We start from the raw sequence: 17178 nt of genomic DNA, 5'->3' as shown, positions 1-17178 counted from the left end.
GGAAAAAGCGTGAGGCGGGACTGGCGTCGATCCGCCTTTCCCCCCATAGCCCCGCCATGACTGAGACGCCCGCTTCCCCTACGGCGCTGTCGCGCGACATCCATTTCCATGAATTCGTGCTGCTGTGCGCCTGCCTGATGGCGATGAACGCCCTGTCCATCGACCCCATGCTGCCCGCCCTGCCTGCCATCGGTCGCGATCTGGCGATTCCCCATCCCAACGACCGGCAGTTCATCATCAGCGTCTATTTCATGGGTCTGGGCATTGGGTCGCTGCTGTTTGGCGTGCTTTCCGACCGATATGGACGCAAAAAAGTGTTGGGCATCGCGATGGCGCTGTTCATCCTGTCGTCCATCGCCTGCGCGGGGGCGCAAAGTTTCGCGATGATGCTGATCGGGCGGGCCAGTGCGGGCTTCTTCGCAGGGGCAAGCCGGGTCATCACCGTCGGCATCGTCCGCGACCGCTTTCGCGGCGATGCGATGGCGCGGGTCATGTCGCTGATCTTTGCGGTATTCATGCTGATCCCCGTGCTGGCTCCCAGTTTCGGACAGGCGGTCCTCTGGTTCGCGCCGTGGCGCTGGATCTTCTGGGTGCTCGTGATCCTTGCGACGATGATCCTGGGGTGGATGCTGCTGCGCCTGCCGGAGACGTTGCTGCCGGAAAATCGGATTCGAATCACCGTCGGCGGCATTATGGAAGCGGTCGGCACGGTGGTGCGCACGCGCAGTTCGATCGGCTACATGCTGGCGAGCGGGGTGGTGATGAGCGGCCTCATCGGCTTCATCCTGTCGGTGCAGCAGATTTTCTACGACGTGTTCGATGCCCGCGCCTTTTTCCCGCTGGGCTTTGCGATGATCGCGGGATGCATGGGGATCGGCAGCCTCATCAACAGCCGCCTCGTATCGCGCTTCGGCGCGCGGCGGATGAGCCAGACCGCGCTGATCGCCTTCATCCTGATCGCGGCGGTGCACCTTACCGTCATCCTGACCGGCATGGAAACGCTGGTCACCTTCATGGTGCTGCAGGCGTTCACGATGCTGACCGTCGCCTTCACCGCGTCGAACTTCAGCTCCATTTCGATGGAGCCGTTCCACCGGGGTGCGGGCGTGGCGTCATCCTTCCAAGCGTTTCTGACAACCGCGGTGTCGGCAAGCCTGGGCAGCCTGGTCGGGCGCGCGTTCGACGGCACGACCCTGCCATTTACCGTCGGTCTGCTGGTGTTCGGGTCGGGATCGCTGCTGATCGTTGCCTGGGCGGAACGGGGTAAGCTGTTTACGCGGCCACATCTCGACGCGCTGCGCGAACCCGAAGTCGACTTCCACTAACGCAAACGGGGCGGTTGCCCGCCCCGTTTCACCATCGTCCCTCAGGCGTCCCGGCCGCCCGGCGTCGGCGCGCCCGGCAGCGGCGGCACCGGCTGGGGCGGCACGTCCGCGTCGTCCTCCGCCGTATCGAGGATGCCGCGACCCACATGGCTGCGGCTGCGGCTGTAGCCGAAATAGACGACCAGGCCGACCGCCGCCCAGCCCACGAACATCAGCTTGGTTTCGAAGCCCAGGCTGATGAAGAGGTAGAGGCAGCCCAGGATCGCGATCGGCGCGGTGACGTAGATCGCCGGGGTGCGGAACGGGCGTTTGCGGTTCGCGTCGGTCTTGCGCAGGCGCAACACCGCGATCGACACGGCGGCAAAGGCGAAGAGCGTGCCCGAGTTGGAAATGTCCGCGAGGATGCCGACCGGGAAGAAGGCGGCGAACAGGGCGACGAAGATACCGGTCAGGATCGTGATGACGTGCGGCGTCTTGTAGACCGGGTGCACCTTCGAGAACATGGCCGGAAGCAGGCCGTCGCGGCTCATAACGAAGAAGATGCGGGTCTGGCCGAACATCATCATCAGGATGACCGACGGCAGCGCGAGCCCGGCGGCAAGGCCGAGCAGGTTGCCGATCTGGGGCCAGCCGATCTCGCGCAGCGTCCAGGCGAGCGCTTCCTTCGAGCAGGTGACGGCTTCATGGCCCTGCGCGGCGAGCGCGGCGCATTGCTGCGACAGCGCGGTGGATCCGGGGGCGAGGACTTCGCCGCCGGGGCCGAACACCGGCTGCGCGCCGACCGTTCCGATCACGCCCGCTGCCACCAGCATGTAGAAGACAGTGCAGAAGGCGAGCGAGCCGATAAGGCCGATGGGCATGTTGCGTTGCGGGTTCTTGGTTTCCTCCGCCGCCGTCGAAACCGCGTCGAAGCCGACATAGGCGAAGAAGATCGAGGCCGCCGCCGCCGAAATGCCCGAAAAGCCGAGCGGAGCGAAGGGGGTGAAGCCGTCCATGTTCATGACCGGCACCGACAATGCGATGAAGAGCGTGAGCGCGGCGACCTTGATCGCGACGAGGACGGCGTTGACGGTGGCGCTTTCCTTCGTGCCGATGACCAGCAGCCAGGTGACCAGCGCGGCGATCAGCATCGCGGGCAGGTTGACGAGGCCGCCGTCGAACGGTCCGCGTGTCAGCATGTTGGGAATGTCGAGGTGGAAGCTGTGTTCGATGAGGCCCACGACATAGCCGGACCATCCCACGGACACCGCGCCCGCCGCGACCGCATATTCGAGGATCAGCGCCCATCCGACCATCCAGGCGATCAGTTCGCCCATGACCGCATAGCTGTAGGTATAGGCGGACCCCGATACCGGCACCATCGCCGCCATTTCGGCATAGCAGAGCGCGGCGACCGCGCACACGAAACCGGCGATGACGAAGGAGAGCATCATGCCCGGCCCCGCCTTTTGCGCGGCTTCCGCCGTCAGAACGAAAATGCCGGTGCCGATGACGGCCCCGATACCCAACATGGTAAGCTGGAACGCGCCCAGCGAACGATGCAGCGATTTCTTTTCCGCTGTCGCCAAAATCGCGTCCAGAGGCTTAACGCGCCCGAAGATCATGCAACTCTATCCCTATTGCCCGGTGCGCTGCTCGTCGGCCGCGCACCTCTTTTGCTTATGGGAGGGGGAGACTATCGCCTAATCCGTGCCGCGCAAGTATATTGCGCGGCTGTGACATGCCGGTCGATGGGAGCGGCGGACGCAAAGGAGCCATGCCCATGATCGAATTGCTGCGCGCGCCGGGTCTGGAGGGGGTGCCCCACGGCTTTGCCGGGCGGCGCGGCGGCATGTCGGGCGGCGTTCATGCGGGGCTCAATGTCGGCCTGGGGTCGCAGGACGAGCGCGAGGCGGTGATGCGCAATCGCGATCTGGCGGCGGACGCGCTGTTGCCCGGCGCGGCGCTGGTGACTGTGCGGCAAGTGCATTCGCCCGATGTCGTGACGGTGCGCGACCCCATAGCCGAGGCCGACCGCCCCGAGGCCGACGCGATGGTGACGAACCGCCCCGGCCTGATCCTCGGCATTCTGACCGCCGATTGCGTTCCCGTGCTCTTCGCCGACATGGAGGCGGGCGTGGTGGGTGCCGCCCATGTGGGGTGGAAGGGCGCGATCGCGGGCGTCACCGACCGGACTCTTGCGGCGATGGCGGCGCTGGGCGCGCGGGCGGACCGCATCGCCTGCGCCATCGGCCCTTGCATCGGCCGCGCTTCCTACGAGGTGGACGACGCCTTCGCCGCGCGTTTTGCCCGCAACGACCCTGACAATGAGCGTTTCTTCACGCCGGGACGGGCCGGTCATCACCAGTTCGACATTGCCGCCTATGTCGCTGCGCGGCTGGCGGCGGCCGGTATCGCACGGATCGCGATGCTGGACGAGGACACCTACAGCCAGCCGGACCGGTTCTTCAGCTATCGTCGCGCCTGCCACCGGGGCGAAAGCGACTATGGCCGACAGATTTCGATGATCGCGCTGCCCTGAGCGACTCCGGCGAGCGGCGTCCGCGTGAAAACGGCCCGTATCGCGGCGTCATGGCCGAACGGGCACGTTGCGCGGGAATAAGTGCACCCCACCTGTCAGCCATGGCCCATATTCCTCCCCCCGCCGTCACGGTCTGGTATGACGGCGCATGTCCGCTCTGCCGCCGCGAAATCGCGCTGATGCGGCGGCTCGACCGGCGCGGGCGCATCGCTTTCGTGGACGTGGCGTCGGAAGAGGGCACCTGCCCGATCGACCGGGCCGCCCTGCTCGCCCGCTTCCACGCGCGGGAGGGAACGCAAATGCTGAGCGGAGCGGCGGCCTTTGCCGCGATGTGGCGCGCGATCCCGCTGCTGCGCCCGCTGGGACTGCTCGCGCGCCATCCCGCGATGCTGCGGCTGCTTGATCGCGCCTATGCCCGCTTCCTGCGCTGGCGCCCGGCGTTGCAGCGGTGGGCGGCATGAGCGGCCCGCATCGCAAGGTGCCCTCGGCGCGCCTGTCGCGACTGGCCGCCTTCGGGCAGATGGCGGGCGGGGTCGCAGGCGGCGTCCTGGCGGAAGGGGCGCGGCGGCTGGTGCGGGGCGAACGTCCCCAGCTGCCCGATCTGCTGCTGACGCCCGGCAATGTCGGGCGCGTGACCGAACAACTGTCGCGCCTGCGGGGCGCGGCGATGAAGCTGGGGCAGATGATCTCGCTCGACGCGGGCGACATGCTGCCGCCCGAACTGACGGCGATCCTCGCGAAGCTGCGCGATTCGGCCCACCATATGCCGCCCCGTCAGCTTCAGCAGGTGCTTGCCGCCGAATGGGGGGCGGACTGGCGCAGCCGCTTCGCGCATTTCGAAGCGACGCCGGTCGCGGCGGCCTCCATCGGCCAGGTGCATCGCGCACGGCTGCCCGATGGGCGGGTCGTCGCGGTGAAGGTGCAATATCCCGGCGTCGCCGCCAGCATCGATGCGGATGTCGACAATGTCGCGACCCTGCTGCGCCTGTCGGGTCTCCTCCCCGCCAGCCTCGACATCGCGCCGCTGCTGACCGAAGCGAAGGCGCAACTCAAGGAGGAAGCGGACTATCGCCGTGAGGCCGCGCAGATGCGCCGCTACGCCGAACTGTTGAAGGACGACGCCCGCTTCGTCGTTCCCCGGCCGGTCGAGGATCGCAGCACGCAGCGAGTGCTGGTCATGGACTTTATCGAAGGTCGATCGATCGAAACGCTGGCCGATGCCCCGCAGGATCGCCGGGACGCCGCGATGACGGCGATGCTCGACCTCGTCCTGCATGAATTGTTCGTGTTCGGCTATATGCAGACCGATCCCAACTTCGCCAACTATCGCTGGCAGCCCGACAGCGGACGGATCGTCCTGCTCGATTTCGGCGCGGCGCGACCGGTGCCGGTCGATACCACGCAGGGCTATCGCGGCTTGCTGCGCGCCGGGCTGGCGGGGGATCGCGCGGCGCTGCGCACGGCGCTGGTGGAGGTGGGCTTCGTCTCGCCCGCCCTGCTTGCGAACCATGGCGAGCGGCTGGACGCGATGATCGACGTGATCCTCGATCATGTGCTGCGCCCAGGCCTGTTCGACTTTGCCGACCGCGCGTTCGTCGGCAGGCTGCGCGAACTGGCGATGCCGGTCGCGAAGGACCGCAGCCTCTGGCACCTGCCCCCGGTCGAGACGCTGTTCGTGCAGCGCAAGGTGAGCGGCACCGCGCTGCTCGCGGTACGGATGCGCGCGCGGGTGCCGCTGATCGACATGGTGCGGACGATGGCTTGAAACCCGGAACGCATGGCGTCAGGAAAGAAGCGATGGACGCTCGCCCTTCCTCGCCGCCGCTTGCCGCGCCCGCCTTCGCCGAGGGCGCGAGCGCGCAGCTGTTCGATCTGGGCGACGGGCGAGTGCTGAAGCTGTTCCGGGCCAGCGTGTCGGACGAGATGATCGCACGGGAAGCCGCCGCGTCGGCCCATGCCGCCCGCTGCGGCATTCCGACCGCCGCCGCCATCGAACGACAGGACCGCGACGGGCAGCGCGGCATCGTCTATCCCCGGCTGGAAGGCCCGACGGCGATGGCGTGGATCAGGAAATATCCGATGCGGGCGGCGCAGATGATCGACCGCATGGGCGCGATGCATCGCGCGATCCATGCCGCGCCCGCTCCTGCCGACCTGCGCGACCTGAAGCAGGTGATCGCGACCGACATCGCCTATGGCCCGGCCCCCGCCACGCTGCAACGCGCGGCCATCGCCTATCTGGAATCGCTGCCCGACGGCAAGGCGCTCACCCATGGCGACTTCCACCTGGGCAATGCGATGATGACGCCGCAGGGACTGGCCGTCATCGACTGGTCGAAGGCGGCGGCGGGGCATCGGGCGGCGGACGCCGTTCGGTCCGAAATGTTGATGCGTTTCGGCGTGGGGCCGGACGACTGGATCACCGGCCTGTGGCGCGACTGGGCGGCGCGGCGGATGCTGCGCGCCTGGCTTGCGGGCGGGACGGTCGGCGCAGATGAGCTCGACCGGTGGCGTCCGGTCGTGGCGCTGGCGTGGCTGCGCGCCCGCGACGCCGGCCGCACGCCAGCCTTCCGCCGCTACCTGAACGCCGCGCTGGCGCGCGCGGGCCTGCCGCAGATGTGATCCGACATGGCGGTGAGGGGCGCCTATGTCCCGCGCGATATTCGGTCTATCGTCGTGCGATGCGGCACGCGATGACGCGGGGAGAGAAGAGGCAAGCGCTCGTGCGGCGGGTGGGCTGGTCCCTTCCCGCGATGCTGCTGCTGGCCGCCTGCTCCAGCTTTCCCGCCATGCGTTACGATCCCTCCGCCGCGTCCGACGCCCGCCACCCCACGGTCGCTGCAGATGGGACCGGCGTCACGCTCGACGTGCTCACCTATAATATCGAGGGGCTGCAATGGCCCGCGCGCAGCGGCAGGGCGTCCGACCTGGGACGGATCGGAAAAATCCTCAAAGCCCTGAACGCGTCCGGCGACGCGCCCGACGTGGTCCTGTTCCAGGAGGTCTTCTCCCGCTCCGCCATCCGCTCGGTCAAGGGCAGCGGCTATCGGGTGATGGTGGGCGGCCCGACCCGCACGCAGACTAGCAAGATGCGGGTCGCCGCGAAAAGAACGGGCCGCGTGCGCCCGACCAAGGGCGAACTGGGCATCCGGCTGACCGGTTCGGGCCTCGTCATCGCGAGCCGCTATCCGGTCATCGCAACGGAAATGGACGCCTATTCGCGCAAGACCTGCGCCGGGTTCGACTGCCTGTCGAACAAGGGCGTCCTGCTGGTCCGCATCGCGGTGCCGGGCGTCCCGACCCCGGTCGACATCGTCAACACGCACATGAATTCGCAGCGTGCGTCCAAGGTCAGGCTGGAGCGGCATCTGACCGCCCACCGCTTCCAGACGGAGGAACTGGCGATGTTCCTGCGCCGCTATAGCGCGCCGGACGCACCGCTGATCCTGGGCGGCGACTTCAACATGCGGCGCTCCCAGGATCGTCACGATGCTTTCGCGGCGAAGCTGCCGCTGGCGGAGGTGCACCGCTTTTGCCCGTCGAACCCGCGGTGCGACGTGCGCATGTCCTGGGATGGCGATGCGCCATGGATGGATACGCAGGACCTGCAATTCTTTGCGCCGGGTCGCACGGTGGGCATCGTCCCTGTCCGGGTGGAGGCCATGTTCGACGGCGCGCCGGGCAGCCCACGCCTGTCCGACCATGACGGGCTGCGCGTCACCTTCCGATTGACGTGGACGGCATCGGCGGACGCCGGACACGCGCGGTGATTTCCGTGCGATCGCCGACCATATCTCGGTCGGGGAAGGCCAGCGGGCGCTGAAGCGCATCCCCGGTCCCATCGGTTTTGACGCCGGGGCGGCACGGATCGCCTTGTCGAGGCCGCTGCCGCGACGCGTCGACACCCTCCGGCACGCATCGCTTCGTCGCTCGCAAGACGGCGTGCATCGCAACAGGCTGAATTTTTCGGCAACTCCGGCGACGGGATTGAGCGACGAGCGGAGCGCCATCCTCTCTCGCGACCTATCGCCCGACAGGCACCGGCAGATTTATCGACATTAGGGGCATTGGTAGCTTTGTACAGGGTAGCCAATGATAAACTCTTATTTCTGCGCAAGAACTTTTGCCTTCGCCGTCCCGGCCTTCGCCCTGCTGTCGGTCCCCGCCCACGCCCAGTCCGCAGAGCAGGGCGAGGTGGCGGCCCAGGCCCCATCGCCGGAACAGGTGCCCTCGACCGTGACCGCTCTGCCGGAGAAGGACGCGCCGCCGCCGACCAACCCCTACAAGCGGTTCGACGATCTTTCGCTCAAAGGATGGATAATGCCCTTCCCGAAAGTGGCGGACTCGGTGCTGAAAGATGCCGGCGGCGTCCGGTCGGCGCTGGCCGATGCCGGCGTCGGAATCTTCGCGCTCAGCACCAACCGCTTCGTCTACAATGTCGCGAAGGACGGAATTTCGGGGCGCAAAGTTTATAACGGGCAGGAACCGACCTATAATAACGGCCTTTAGGCAGTGTTCCTGACATATGATCTGGGCAAGATCGGGATCGACAATGGCCAGTTCTTCATCGTCGGAGCCGCCGCGACCAACGGGCTGGAGCGCATCAACGGTCCGCGCACGGCCCGGATCGCGAACCTTGGATATTATCAGACGCTCGCCAACGGCCATGTCGAATTGAAGATCGGATATTTCGACAATAGCAACGAATATGTCGGACCGGCCGTGGGCGGCAGCATTGCCGGCGGCAGCCTGGGCCCCACTGCGCGAATCCCCGTTCAGGTCGGATTCGGCTATGCCATATTCGGAACGCCCGCCATCAACGTGCGGTTGAATGCGGACAATTTCCTCTACACGAAATTCGGCATTCAGCGCAGCATTCCACCGGGCGCCGGCCCCGCCGAATATCGCGAGAACAAGGGCCTTGGCCTGCGCTTTTCCGTACCGGACGCCAAAGTGCTGTTCGTCGATGAGGTCGGCTTCAACCGGCCCGCAAGCCCCGGACGGATGTCGACCTGGATCCGCGGCGGCGCCATCTACAACACCTGCAACTTCAAGGATTTCCGCACGGGAGCCAATGTGGACAACTGGGCTGTGTATCTGTCGGGCGATCGGCAGCTTACCCAGCCAGACCGGAAGCGTCCCTTCCGCGGCCTCTATGCAGGCGCGAGCTTCAACTACGCTCCGACCAAGCAGAACCTCTACAGCCAATATTACGAGGCCCGGCTCTACGGCGTCGGCCTCATCGAATCGCGACCGTTCGATCTGGCTTCGGTCGTGGCGACCTACAATCGGCTGAGTTCGACGGCGCTGCGTGCCATCGCACCGGGCCTGGATACCGACAAGGACACCGCGTCCGTCACCGCCAGCTACGCTTACCGGTTCCATTCGGGAATATATCTGCAGCCAGGGCTCGGCCTGACGTATCACAGCACATATTATCCCAAACTGCCGCTGGCCGTGAACCTCAATCTGGCCGTCACGTTCCTGATATGATGCGCGGTGCCGGGGTCACCGGGGGAGGGCGAACGCGGCCCATTGCCCCGGCGACTTCGGTCCGGACGTTCCATCCCGGCCGGGCTTTGCAACGCAGGCCCGGCGGGCCTAAAAAATCTCGCCCGGTTACAGCGTGCGCACCCAGCCCGCCGGATCGGCCACCGTCCCGCGCTGGATACCCGTCAGTTCGGCTCGCAGCGTGTCGGTGACGATCCCGCCGTCGCCATTGCCGACAGTGAAGTCTCCGTTCGCGCTCTTGACCGTGCCGATGGGCGTCACCACCGCCGCCGTGCCGCAGGCGAAGGCTTCGCGCAGGCGACCGCTCGCCGCATCCTCGCGCCACTGGGCGAAGCTGTACAGTTCCTCCCGCACGTCATGCCCTTTGGCGCGTGCGAGGCGGATGATCGAATCGCGGGTAATGCCCGGCAGGATCGTGCCGGTCAGCGGCGGCGTCACGATCGACCCGTCCTCCATCACGAAAAAGACGTTCATGCCGCCCAGTTCCTCGACCCATTTATTCTCGGCAGCGTCGAGGAAGACGACCTGGTCGCACCCGTGCGAGATCGCTTCCTTTTGTGCGACCAGGCTCGCGGCGTAGTTGCCGCCGCACTTGGCCGCGCCCGTGCCGCCGCGTGCGGCGCGCGTGAAATGCTCCGACACCCACAGCGTCACGGCCTTCTTGCCACCCTTGAAATAGGCACCGGCGGGCGACGCGATCACGCAAAAGATATACTCGTTCGAAGGCCGCACGCCCAGGAACGCCTCGCTCGCGAACTGGAAGGGGCGCAGATAGAGGCTGCCCTCGCCGCCGGGAATCCAGTCGCCGTCGATCTTCACCAGTTCCGCGCACGCTTCTAGGAACAGCGCCTCGGGCAGCACCGGCATCGCCAGCCGTTCAGCCGACGCTGCGAAGCGGCGCGCATTCTCCTCCGGACGGAACATGGCGATCTGCCCGTCCGACAGGCGATAGGCCTTCATGCCCTCGAAGATTTCCTGCGCATAATGGAGCACGGCGCAGGCGGGGTCCATTTCGAAGGGCTTGCGCGGCTCGACCCTGTGGCTGTGCCAACCCTGCCCTTCGGTATAGCGGATGGTCACCATATGGTCGGTGAAAATCCGTCCGAAGCCAGGGTCTTCCAGAAGCACCGCGCGCTCGTTCGCCGCGACAGCCTGACTGTTGCGGGTGACGGTGAAGCGCGACGTCTGCTCGGCGGCCATGGTGAGTCTCCTTGTTCTGGCTCGAAGGCGCCGCCTATGTCACAGAGCGACGCATGAAACAATGGGTCATCTATACTGACCTATATGCCGAATGAAGTGCCATCCCCGCCGCGCTGGCCTCTTCCCGCGCCCGCATGACGCCGCTATCGCATGCGCCATGCACTTCTTTTCCGACAACGCCACCCCCGTCAGCCCGCAGGTGATGGCGGCCATCGCGGATGCCGACCGCGCCGACCGCGGCTATGACGGCGACGCGTGGAGCGCGCGGCTCGACAGGTCGTTTTGCGACCTGTTCGAAACGGAGCTGAAGGCGCTCTGGGTATCGACCGGCACGGCGGCGAACTGCATCGCGCTCGCCACGCTATGCCCGCCCTATGGCGGCATCCTCGCGCATGAAGAGGCGCATATCGTCGTGGACGAATGCGGCGCGCCCGGCTTCTTCACCCATGGCGCGACGCTCATGACGCTGCCCGGCGACGGTGCGAAGCTGACGCCCGACACCGTTGCCGCCCGGATCGCCGCCATCCGCCCCGACGTGCACCAGTCGCCCGCCCGCGCGCTCAGCATCACGCAGGCCAGCGAATATGGCCGCGTCTACACGCCCGACGAAGTCGCCGCGCTCGGCGATCTCGCCCGTGCGCACGGCATCGGCTTCCATATGGACGGCGCGCGTTTCGCCAATGCGGTGGCGCATCTGTCTTGCGCACCCGCCGACATCACATGGCGCGCGGGTGTCGACGCGCTTTCCTTCGGCTGCGTCAAGAATGGCGGGATGGTGGGCGAAGCGCTGCTCTTCTTCGGCCCGCAGGCATCCGCCCGCGCGGACGAAGCCCGACGCTGGCGCAAGCGGTCGGGTCATCTCTTCTCCAAGGGCCGCTATCTTGCCGCGCAAATCCTCGCCATGGTGGAGGACGGGCTGTGGCTCGCCAACGCCCGCGCCGCCAATGCCGCGGCACAGGCGCTGGCCGCCGCCGTTCCGGGCCGCCTGATGCATCCGGTGGAAGCCAATGAGCTGTTCGTCCGCCTCACCGCCCCGGAAGCGGCGACCCTGCGCGAGCAGGGCTTCGATTTCTACGACTGGGGCGAAGGGGCGGCGCGCCTCGTTACCAATTGGGCGCAGGACGAAACCACCGTCGCCCCGCTCGCCGCCGCGCTCGAAGCGCTCGATCCGTGAGCGGGCGGCAGGGCGGGATCGTCGTTCCCTTCATCCTCGTCACGCTTATCTGGAGCTCCACCTGGATCGTCATCCGCGACCAGATCGGCAGCGTCCCGGCAAGCTGGTCGGTCTGCTACCGTTTCCTGCTGGCGGGCATCGCGATGGCGATATTCGCCAGGCTGCGCCGCGTGCCGCTGTCGCTGGGCGGCGCGGGCATCGCCTTTGCCGCCGCCATCGGCGTGACGCAGTTCGTGCTGAACTTCAACTTCGTCTATCGCGCCGAATATCATCTGACCTCGGGCGTGGTCGCGGTCATCTACGCGATGCTGCTCATTCCCAATTCGATCCTGGCATATCTGTTCTTCCGACAGCCGGTCAGCCGCGCTTTCATCGGCGGATCGGTCGTCGCGGTCGCAGGGATCGTCCTCATGCTGCTGCACGAATATCGCGCCGCCGCCGTGCAGCCGGACAAGGTGCTGCTGGGCGTGGCCTTTTCCCTGGCGGGATTGTTCAGCGCCTCGGCGGCGAACGTCATGCAGGGGACGGAAATCGCGCGGCGGCTGCCGATGGTGGCGGTGCTCGCATGGGCGATGCTGATCGGCGCGGCGCTCGACGCGGCGCTGGCCTGGGCCACGACCGGGCCGCCGGTCTTCGATCCGCGCCCCGGCTATCTGCTGGGCGTCGCATGGCTCGGCATTGCCGGATCGGTCGTCACCTTCCCGCTCTATTTCACCCTGATTCAGCGGATCGGCGCCGGCCGCGCAGCCTATACCAGCGTTCTCATCCCCGTCATCGCCATGCTGATCTCGACCGTGGCGGAGGGCTATCGCTGGTCGACGCTCGCCCTTGCAGGCGCGCTGCTCGCAGTCGCGGGCATGGCCATCGCCCTGCGCGCCAAGGCTCGGTGATCGAAGCATCGGCTGCGATCCGATGCCCGATGCTCGCGGATGACTAGCGCGGCTGGTAACGCGCCTTGGCCGCGTTCACCCGGTCGATCAGGCTTGCGATCGGGATCGTGCCCCGCCCCGTTCCCGAAGGCGCGGACAGGCCGGTCATGCGATGGCTGAGGGCGGCGAAATTCTTGTCGAAGCGGGTCATGCCCCTTGTGTGGAGCCAAGCGGTTAACGGCCCGTAAACCACGCGGCGAGCCGTTTCTAGAGGCAGGCGCGCAGCCCTTGGGCATAGGTCGGATAGACCAGCCGCCACCCCAGCAACCGCTTCGCCCGCCCGTTCGCCACGCGCCGGTTTTCGGCATAAAAGCCCCGCGCCATCGGCGACAGCTGCGCTTCGTCCATCGACAGGAGCGGCGGCAAGCCCCTGCCCAGCAGATCGCACGCCGCTTCGATCACGCGGTTTTGCGAACAGGGCAGGTCGTCCGCCAGGTTGAAGATGCCCGGCGGCCCCCGGAACGACGCGATCACGCCCGCAACGATATCGTCCACATGTACGCGGCTGAACACTTGTCCGGGCAGGGCGATGCGATGCGCGCGCCCTTCGCGCACGCGATCCAGCGCCGACCGCCCCGGCCCGTAGATGCCCGGCAGGCGAAAGCGGCGCATGTCGCGGCGCAGCGCCCCCCATTGCGCGTCCGCGTCCGCTCGCGCGGTGCGGCGGCGCGTGCCGGTGGCGCAGCCTTCGTCGACCCAGGCCCCGCCCGCATCGCCATAGACCCCGGTAGATGAAAGATAACCCGTCCAGACCGCCGGAGAGGCGGCGATGGCGTCGCCGTAGCGCGCAAGGACCGGATCGCCCTCGCCCTCCGGCGGCACGGAGGACAGGATATGGCTCGCCCCCATGATGGCCGCCCGCACCGCATCCTCGTCATCGAACGCCAGTGTCTCCGGCCCCGCCGCGCGCCGCACGCCGACGACATGCCAGCCCTCGCGCCGCAGCCGCTCCGCCAGCCGCCCGGCGGTGTAGCCCAGCCCCAGGATCAGCATGACCGGCATCGCGCGCGTCAGACCGTGAAGCTTTCTCCGCAACCGCAGCTGCCCTTGGCATTGGGATTGTTGAAGACGAACCCTGCGGCGAAATCGTCCTCCACCCAGTCCATCGTCGATCCGACGAGATAGAGCACCGATGCGCCGTCGATGTAGAAGGTGCCGCCCGGCGTTTCGATCTTTTCGTCGAACCGCGCTTCCTCGCTCACATAGTCGACCGAATAGGCAAGGCCCGAACAGCCCCTTCGCGGCGTCGACAGCTTGACGCCGATCGTGCCTTCGGGCGCCTGCCGCATCAGGTCGGCGATCCGCGCTTCCGCGCTCGGCGTCAGGAGGACGGCGGCGGGCCGCGCACGGGTCTTCGTGTCGGTGCTCATCACAGCATCCCCAGTTCGAGCTTCGCCTCGTCGCTCATCTTCTGCGGGTCCCATGGCGGGTCCCAGACGAGGTTGACCTGCGCATCGCCCACGCCCGGCACGGCGCCGACACGCAGTTCGACTTCGCCCGGCATCGATTCGGCAACCGGGCAATGCGGCGTCGTCAGCGTCATGGTGACGACCGCATGGCCGTCCTCCGTCACGTCGACGCCGTAGATAAGGCCGAGATCGTAGATATTGACCGGGATTTCCGGGTCGTAGATTTCCTTCAGTGCATCGACGATCCCGTCATACAGGCTGCCGCCCGGCTCGCCCGCAGGGGTTTCAACGGGTTTCTGCGCCGGAAAGCCGTCCAGATAGTCGCGCTGGCGCGGCGCATCCTCGACGCGCGCCTTGGGCGGAGTGTCCACCGCGGCGACTTCCTCGACCATGATCTTGCGTTCCTCAGTCATCCGAATATCTTCCTGACCCGTTCCAGTCCCGCGACCAGTGCATCCACGTCGCTTTCGTCGCTGTAGATGCCAAAGCTCGCCCGCGCCGTCGCCTCGACGCCCAAATGCCGCATCAACGGCTGCGCGCAGTGGTGGCCGGCGCGGATCGCCACGCCGCCTTCGTCCAATATGGTGCCGACATCGTGCGGATGCACCCCCTCGACTTCGAAGGAGAGGATGCCCGCGCTGTCCTCCGGCCCGAACAGCCGCACGCTGTTCAGCCCCTCCAGCGCCGCGCGCGCCTTCGCCACCAGCGCGCATTCATGCGCATGGATACGGTCGAGGCCGATGCCCTCGACATAATCGATCGCGGCGGACAGGCCGACCACGCCGGTAATATGCGGCGTTCCGGCCTCGAACCGCGTCGGCGCGGGGGCATAGGTCGTCTTTTCGAACGTCACCTTGTCGATCATCGACCCGCCCCCCTGATAGGGCGGAATCGCATCGAGCAGTTCCTTGCGCCCCCACAGCACGCCGATCCCGGTCGGGCCGTAGAGCTTGTGCGCGGAAAAGACGTAGAAGTCGCAGCCCAGCGCAGCCACATCCACCGACAGGCGCGGCACCGCCTGACACCCGTCGATCAGGATCTTCGCGCCGACCCCATGAGCGATATCGACGGCGCGACGCACGTCGAGCACACTGCCCAGTACGTTCGATACATGGGCCAGCGCGACCATCCTGTGCGCGGGCGTGATCGTCGCCGCCATCGCGTCGAGGTCGATGCGGCCGCTGGCGGTCAGCGGCACGACATCGATCTGCGCGCCCACGCGCTCCGCCACGATCTGCCACGGCACGATATTGCTGTGATGCTCCAGCATCGAGAGCAGGATGCGGTCCCCCGCCTTGAGCTGCGTCCCGGCCCAACTGTGCGCGACGAGGTTGATCCCCTCGGTCGCGCCCCGGACATAGACGATCTCGCTGTCCGACTCCGCGCCGATGAAGGACGCGACCTTCCGCCGCGCCGCTTCGTAGGCGAGCGTCATGTTGGCGGAGCGTTCGTACACCCCGCGATGCACCGTCGCATAGTCGGGGCCATAGGCCCGCGCGATCGCGTCGATCACCGCCTGCGGCTTCTGCGCCGTTGCCGCGCTGTCCAGATAATGCCAGTCGCCGACGCCGGGAAAATCGTCCCGCAAGCGAAGGCCTTCCGCCAGTCCGCTCATGCCAGCGCCTCCAGCTTGCCCAGCGCCGCCGCTTCCAGCCGGTCCTTCACGTCCTCATCCCCGACCGCATCGAACACGCCCGCGACGAAAGCCTTCAAGAGCAGCGTCCGCGCCGTTGCCGGGTCCATCCCGCGCGACGCCATGTAGAACAGCGCCGCCCGGTCCAGTTCGCCGACCGTCGCGCCATGGGCGCACTTCACGTCGTCGGCGAAAATCTCCAGCTCGGGCTTGGCGTTGGCGGTCGCCGTCCGGTCCAGCAGCATGGCCTTGATAGACTGGAAGGCATCGGTCCGCTGCGCGTCGCGCGCGACGTTGATGGAGCCGAGATAGCTGCCCGTCGCCCGTTCCGCCAGCACCGACCGGATCGTCTGGCCGCTGGTCGCGTCGGGCTGCGCATGGGTGACTTTCGTCACGATTTCCAGCACCTGGTCGCCCGCGCCGATGATCGCGCCGCCCAGTTCGAAATGGCTGCCCTTGCCCAGCGTCACGTCGAACGTCACGCGGCCCAGCTTCCCGCCGATATTGAGCACATGGAAATCGCACCGCGCGCCGTCCGCGACGGTGATGACATAATCATGCACCGCCGTCGCGCCGTCCGCCGCGTCCTGCAACAGATGATGCGCGGCGCTTTGCCCCGCCGCCACGGCGATGCGCGTGGGCGCGGGCAGCGGCCAGGCGGCGGCCAGCGCGTCGAGATCGCTGTAGCGCCACGCCTCGTCGCGCCGGGTCGGAAGGGCGAGCGCGTTCACGCGGCCACCACCTCGGCATAGCCTTCGCGCTCCAGTTCGAGCGCAAGGTCTGGCCCGCCCGACTTTACGATCCGCCCGCCGGCCAGAACATGGACGAAGTCCGGCTTCACATAATCGAGCAGCCGCTGATAATGGGTGATGAGCAGCACGGCCTTGTCGGGCTTGCGCATGATGGCGTTGATGCCCGCGCCCACGATCTTGAGCGCGTCGATATCGAGCCCGCTGTCGGTTTCGTCGAGGATCGCCAGCTTCGGGTCGAGGATGCCCATCTGCACCATTTCGGCCCGCTTCTTCTCGCCGCCCGAAAAGCCGACATTTACCGGACGCTTCAGCATCTCCATGTCGAGGCCGAGCAGGCCCGCCTTTTCCTTGGCCAGGCGAATGAATTCGCCGCCGTTCAGTTCCGCCTCGCCCCGCGCGCGCTTCTGGCTGTTGAGGCTTTCGCGCAGGAACTGGAGGTTCGAGACGCCCGGGATTTCGACCGGATACTGAAAGCCCAGGAACAGGCCCGCCGCCGCGCGCCGGTGCGGTTCCATGTCGAGCAGGTCCGCGCCTTCGAACGTCGCGCTCCCGCCCGTCACGTCATAGCCCGGTCGCCCGCCCAGCGTATAGGCCAGCGTCGATTTGCCCGCACCGTTCGGCCCCATGATCGCATGGACCTCGCCCGCGTTGAGCGTGAGCGACAGGCCCTTGAGAATGGCCTTGCCGTCGATGGCGTTGGATAGATTGTCGATCGTCAGCATCA

19 protein-coding genes are annotated in these 17178 nt (G+C 67.0%); 10 read left to right on the top strand and 9 right to left on the bottom strand.

Annotated features, from left to right (window positions below):
• The first annotated feature begins 56 nt into the window (after nt 1-56).
• The gene (locus DI606_RS00760) at nt 57-1325 is read left to right on the top strand and encodes a multidrug effflux MFS transporter (RefSeq protein WP_293979108.1); all 1269 of its coding nucleotides are present in this window, start codon (nt 57-59) and stop codon (nt 1323-1325) included.
• 41 nt (nt 1326-1366) lie between these two features.
• Here the strand turns inward: DI606_RS00760 and DI606_RS00755 are convergent, their stop codons facing one another.
• Nucleotides 1367-2929, bottom strand: a complete 1563-nt coding sequence (locus DI606_RS00755; protein ID WP_293979001.1) for an amino acid permease — start codon at nt 2927-2929, stop codon at nt 1367-1369.
• A 158-nt stretch (nt 2930-3087) separates the two neighbouring features.
• Here DI606_RS00755 and pgeF point away from each other — a divergent pair, with 158 nt between their 5' ends.
• From pgeF to DI606_RS00720, 7 genes are all read left to right on the top strand, one after another.
• Nucleotides 3088-3846 carry a peptidoglycan editing factor PgeF gene (pgeF, locus tag DI606_RS00750; protein ID WP_293979000.1) on the top strand — a complete coding sequence of 253 codons (759 nt, stop codon included), beginning with the start codon at nt 3088-3090 and terminating at the stop codon, nt 3844-3846.
• A gap of 101 nt (nt 3847-3947) precedes the next feature.
• The gene (locus DI606_RS00745; RefSeq protein WP_293979106.1) at nt 3948-4307 is read left to right on the top strand and encodes a thiol-disulfide oxidoreductase DCC family protein; all 360 of its coding nucleotides are present in this window, start codon (nt 3948-3950) and stop codon (nt 4305-4307) included.
• Nucleotides 4304-5611: an AarF/ABC1/UbiB kinase family protein gene (locus DI606_RS00740; protein WP_293978999.1), complete on the top strand. Its 1308-nt coding sequence runs from the start codon at nt 4304-4306 to the stop codon at nt 5609-5611. Before DI606_RS00745 ends, DI606_RS00740 begins: the two co-directional genes overlap by 4 nt.
• Nucleotides 5612-5643: 32 nt before the next feature.
• Nucleotides 5644-6468 carry a phosphotransferase gene (locus DI606_RS00735; RefSeq protein ID WP_293978997.1) on the top strand — a complete coding sequence of 275 codons (825 nt, stop codon included), beginning with the start codon at nt 5644-5646 and terminating at the stop codon, nt 6466-6468.
• Nucleotides 6469-6539: 71 nt separating this feature from the next.
• Nucleotides 6540-7616 (top strand): endonuclease/exonuclease/phosphatase family protein, encoded by a 1077-nt coding sequence (locus DI606_RS00730; RefSeq protein WP_293978995.1) that lies wholly within the window; start codon nt 6540-6542, stop codon nt 7614-7616.
• A gap of 322 nt (nt 7617-7938) precedes the next feature.
• On the top strand, nt 7939-8355 hold the full coding sequence (locus tag DI606_RS00725) for a hypothetical protein (RefSeq protein WP_293978994.1): 417 nt from the start codon (nt 7939-7941) through the stop codon (nt 8353-8355).
• A gap of 3 nt (nt 8356-8358) precedes the next feature.
• A complete protein-coding gene (locus tag DI606_RS00720; protein WP_293978992.1) occupies nt 8359-9339 on the top strand; it encodes a carbohydrate porin in 981 nt (326 codons plus the stop codon).
• A gap of 126 nt (nt 9340-9465) precedes the next feature.
• Here the strand turns inward: DI606_RS00720 and DI606_RS00715 are convergent, their stop codons facing one another.
• The gene (locus DI606_RS00715) at nt 9466-10557 is read right to left on the bottom strand and encodes a branched-chain amino acid aminotransferase (protein WP_293978991.1); all 1092 of its coding nucleotides are present in this window, start codon (nt 10555-10557) and stop codon (nt 9466-9468) included.
• A 157-nt stretch (nt 10558-10714) separates the two neighbouring features.
• On the opposite strand from DI606_RS00715, the gene DI606_RS00710 reads away from it, so the two are divergent.
• Both DI606_RS00710 and DI606_RS00705 read left to right on the top strand, forming a co-directional pair.
• Nucleotides 10715-11731: a low specificity L-threonine aldolase gene (locus DI606_RS00710; RefSeq protein ID WP_293978990.1), complete on the top strand. Its 1017-nt coding sequence runs from the start codon at nt 10715-10717 to the stop codon at nt 11729-11731.
• The gene (locus DI606_RS00705) at nt 11728-12621 is read left to right on the top strand and encodes a DMT family transporter (protein ID WP_293978989.1); all 894 of its coding nucleotides are present in this window, start codon (nt 11728-11730) and stop codon (nt 12619-12621) included. Before DI606_RS00710 ends, DI606_RS00705 begins: the two co-directional genes overlap by 4 nt.
• Before the next feature lie 43 nt (nt 12622-12664).
• Here the strand turns inward: DI606_RS00705 and DI606_RS00700 are convergent, their stop codons facing one another.
• Genes DI606_RS00700 through sufC form a run of 7 tightly spaced genes read right to left on the bottom strand, consistent with a single transcriptional unit; the run spans nt 12665 to nt 17176 of the window.
• Complete coding sequence (locus tag DI606_RS00700) at nt 12665-12811, bottom strand: hypothetical protein (RefSeq protein WP_293978988.1); 147 nt, start codon at nt 12809-12811, stop codon at nt 12665-12667.
• A gap of 56 nt (nt 12812-12867) precedes the next feature.
• Nucleotides 12868-13662 (bottom strand): SDR family NAD(P)-dependent oxidoreductase, encoded by a 795-nt coding sequence (locus DI606_RS00695; protein WP_293979105.1) that lies wholly within the window; start codon nt 13660-13662, stop codon nt 12868-12870.
• 8 nt (nt 13663-13670) lie between these two features.
• Nucleotides 13671-14030 carry an iron-sulfur cluster assembly accessory protein gene (locus tag DI606_RS00690; RefSeq protein WP_293978987.1) on the bottom strand — a complete coding sequence of 120 codons (360 nt, stop codon included), beginning with the start codon at nt 14028-14030 and terminating at the stop codon, nt 13671-13673.
• Complete coding sequence (locus tag DI606_RS00685) at nt 14030-14482, bottom strand: SUF system Fe-S cluster assembly protein (RefSeq protein ID WP_293978986.1); 453 nt, start codon at nt 14480-14482, stop codon at nt 14030-14032. Before DI606_RS00685 ends, DI606_RS00690 begins: the two co-directional genes overlap by 1 nt.
• Nucleotides 14479-15684, bottom strand: coding sequence for an aminotransferase class V-fold PLP-dependent enzyme (locus DI606_RS00680; RefSeq protein WP_293978985.1), 1206 nt, complete (start codon nt 15682-15684; stop codon nt 14479-14481). The genes DI606_RS00685 and DI606_RS00680 overlap by 4 nt, the downstream gene beginning before the upstream one ends.
• Nucleotides 15681-16433: a SufD family Fe-S cluster assembly protein gene (locus DI606_RS00675; protein WP_293978983.1), complete on the bottom strand. Its 753-nt coding sequence runs from the start codon at nt 16431-16433 to the stop codon at nt 15681-15683. The genes DI606_RS00680 and DI606_RS00675 overlap by 4 nt, the downstream gene beginning before the upstream one ends.
• On the bottom strand, nt 16430-17176 hold the full coding sequence (gene sufC / locus DI606_RS00670) for a Fe-S cluster assembly ATPase SufC (RefSeq protein ID WP_293978982.1): 747 nt from the start codon (nt 17174-17176) through the stop codon (nt 16430-16432). The genes DI606_RS00675 and sufC overlap by 4 nt, the downstream gene beginning before the upstream one ends.
• Nucleotides 17177-17178: the final 2 nt, after the last annotated feature.

Source organism: Sphingobium sp. (assembly GCF_003248505.1).
In the GTDB taxonomy this organism is placed as follows: Bacteria; Pseudomonadota; Alphaproteobacteria; order Sphingomonadales; family Sphingomonadaceae; genus Sphingobium.
The sequence above is the reverse complement of the archived record's forward strand: the minus strand, read 5'-3'. Positions and strand labels throughout refer to the sequence as shown.